Source organism: Polaromonas sp. P1_H6, from assembly GCF_056405195.1.
In genome coordinates, this window is record NZ_JBFUCN010000069.1 from 1 (window position 1) to 2,634 (window position 2,634).

General features: G+C 66.5%; 2 protein-coding genes. Both read right to left on the minus strand.

All coding sequences use genetic code 11. The features are described 5' to 3' along the window. Positions 1-127: 127 nt before the first annotated feature. Positions 128-1,054 carry an SMP-30/gluconolactonase/LRE family protein gene (locus AC1D1F_RS24700; RefSeq protein WP_477679067.1) on the minus strand — a complete coding sequence of 309 codons (927 nt, stop codon included), beginning with the start codon at positions 1,052-1,054 and terminating at the stop codon, positions 128-130. Positions 1,055-1,223: 169 nt separating this feature from the next. After that, positions 1,224-2,634 (minus strand): ammonium transporter (locus AC1D1F_RS24705; protein ID WP_477700882.1); only part of this gene is annotated, 1,411 nt, incomplete at its 5' end.

The window sequence follows — 2,634 nt, forward strand, 5'->3', positions numbered from 1 at the left end:
CGCTCGGCCAGCGCGGCGCTGATGTCGGTATCTGGAAGCATTGCCACGATGGTAAGCGGCGGCCGCGGGTGGCGGTTTGATTTTTTTGAACGCGGCTTGTTCGGATTTTTCGGCCGCCGGCAGGGAATCAGTCCTGGAAGAAGTTCACGGGCAGGCCGGGAACGTCGACCTGCATGGAAAACACACAGCCCGAATCGGGAAAGTCCTGCAATTCCTGCGCGGGCCGGTTGTAGCGCGCGGTCGTGAGGTACAGGGTCTTGAGGTCGTCGCCGCCGAAGCAGGGCATGGTGGGGCAGCGCGCCGGCACGGCGATCTCGGCCAGCAGCGTCCCGGCGGGTGACAGCTTGAGCAGCCGCCCGCCTTCAAACATGGCGACGTAGTAATTGCCCTGGACGTCGACCGCCGCGCCGTCGGGACGGCCGCCGTAGCCGGCCATGCCGGGCAACCAGCCTTCGGGCTTGCCGGGCCACTGCGCGAACACGCGGGCTTGCGTCATCGCGTTACTGGCGCTGTCCCAGTTCCAGGCGCGGATGACGTGGCGCGGCGTGTCTGTCCAGTAAACGGTGGCGGCATCGGGCGACCAGGCCAGGCCGTTGGCGATGACGGCATCGCCGGCCTTGCGCTCGAGCACGGGTGCGCGGCCGCCGCGGCAGTCGAGCGAGAACAGCGCGGCCGTGGCCTTGTCGCGCGGTTCGTACATGGTGCCGGCCCAGAAGCGGCCCAGCGGGTCGGCCTTGCCGTCGTTGAAGCGTGTGGTCGCCGTGTCGTGGTCGGCCTGCATCAGCTGCCGCAGTTCACTGCCCCATTCCTTGGCGCGGTAAATGCCGTCACGCAGCGCGACCACCAGGCCGCTGTTGCTGCCGTTCGTGCGCGCCGGCGCGATGCTGCCGGGCTCCGAGGGCATGGCCCAGCTCTGGACCGTGCCCATAAAAACGTTGCAGCGGTGAATCTGCCTGCCGGGGATGTCGATCCAGTAGAGCATCTGTTCGTCGGGATGCCAGAACGGCGACTCGCCCAATCCACAGGGCGGTGCAGCAAGGGTTTGCCAGGTCATGAAGGTGCCTTCGCTTGGGTGTGAACAACCGCCACTTTAACGCTCCCCCCAAAAAAAACAGCCCACCGGCTTGCGCCGGCGGGCTGAACATCCAAAGGAGACTCTCAGTAAAAATTCAATATCGGAAGGGTCAGGGCCGCCTCTGAGGGCTGCCCTGCCCGTCGCGTCATCAGCGGTTGTAAGCCGTTTCGCCGTGGGACGTGATGTCCAGGCCTTCGCGCTCGTCTTCTTCGCTGACACGCAGGCCGATGGTCAGGTCAACCACCTTGTAGGCGATGAAGGAGACCACACCGGACCAGACGATGGTGATCAGCACGGCCTTGGCCTGGATCCAGACCTGGCCGGCGATGGTGTACGCGTCAGGCGTCACGGCCGTGGCAGTGACCCAGTCGCCCACAAAGCTCGGGCCGCCCAGGGCCGGCGAGTTGAACACGCCGGTCAGCAGCGCGCCCAGGATACCGCCCACACCGTGCACGCCGAACACGTCCAGCGAGTCGTCGGCGCCCAGCAGTTTCTTCAGGCCGTTCACGCCCCAGAGGCAGGCGAAGCCGGCGACCAGGCCGATGATCAGGCCGCCGCCGATGCCGACGTTGCCGGCCGCGGGGGTGATGGCCACCAGGCCGGCGACGGCGCCGGATGCGGCACCCAGCATGGAAGCCTTGCCGCGCATCAGCGCTTCACCGACGCACCAGGCCAGCACGGCGGCTGCCGTGGCGCCCAGGGTGTTGATGAAGGCCAGGGCGGCGAAACCGTTGGCTTCCAGGGCGGAGCCGGCGTTGAAGCCGAACCAGCCGACCCACAGCAGTGCAGCGCCAACCATGGTCAGGGTCAGGCTGTGAGGCGCCATGGCTTCCTTGCCGTAGCCGATGCGTTTGCCGATGCAGAAGGCGCCGACCAGGCCGGCGACAGCGGCATTGATGTGCACCACGGTGCCGCCCGCGAAGTCCAGGGCGCCCATTTGCCAGATGTAGCCACCCTTGGCGCTCATGGCGTCGGCGACTTCCTTGCCGGTGTAGGCGTCAGGGCCCATCCAGAACCAGACCATGTGGGCAATCGGTGCGTAGCTGAAGGTGAACCAGATGGCCATGAACAGCAGCACGGCGGAGAACTTGATGCGTTCGGCGAAGGCGCCGACGATCAGCGCGCAGGTGATGCCGGCGAAGGTGGCCTGGAAGGCGGCGAACACGATCTCGGGGATCACGACACCCTTGCTGAAGGTCGCGCCGTTGGCGAAAGTGCCCGCGACGTTGTCCCAGATGCCCTTCATGAAGAGCCGGTCGAAGCCGCCGAAGAAGGCGTTGCCTTCGGTGAAAGCCAGGCTGTAGCCGTAGATGAACCAGAGCACGACGATCATCGAGAAGGTCACCATGACCTGCATCAACACCGACAGCATGTTCTTGCTGCGGACCAGGCCGCCGTAGAACAGCGCCAGGCCGGGCACGGTCATCATGATGACCAGCAGCGTGGAAACCATCATCCAGGCGGTGTCGCCTTTGTTGGGAACGGGTGCGGGCGCGGAGGCCGCTGCGGCGGCTGCCGGAGCTGCGGCTGCCGGGGCGGCCGCTGCCGCGGCTGCGGGC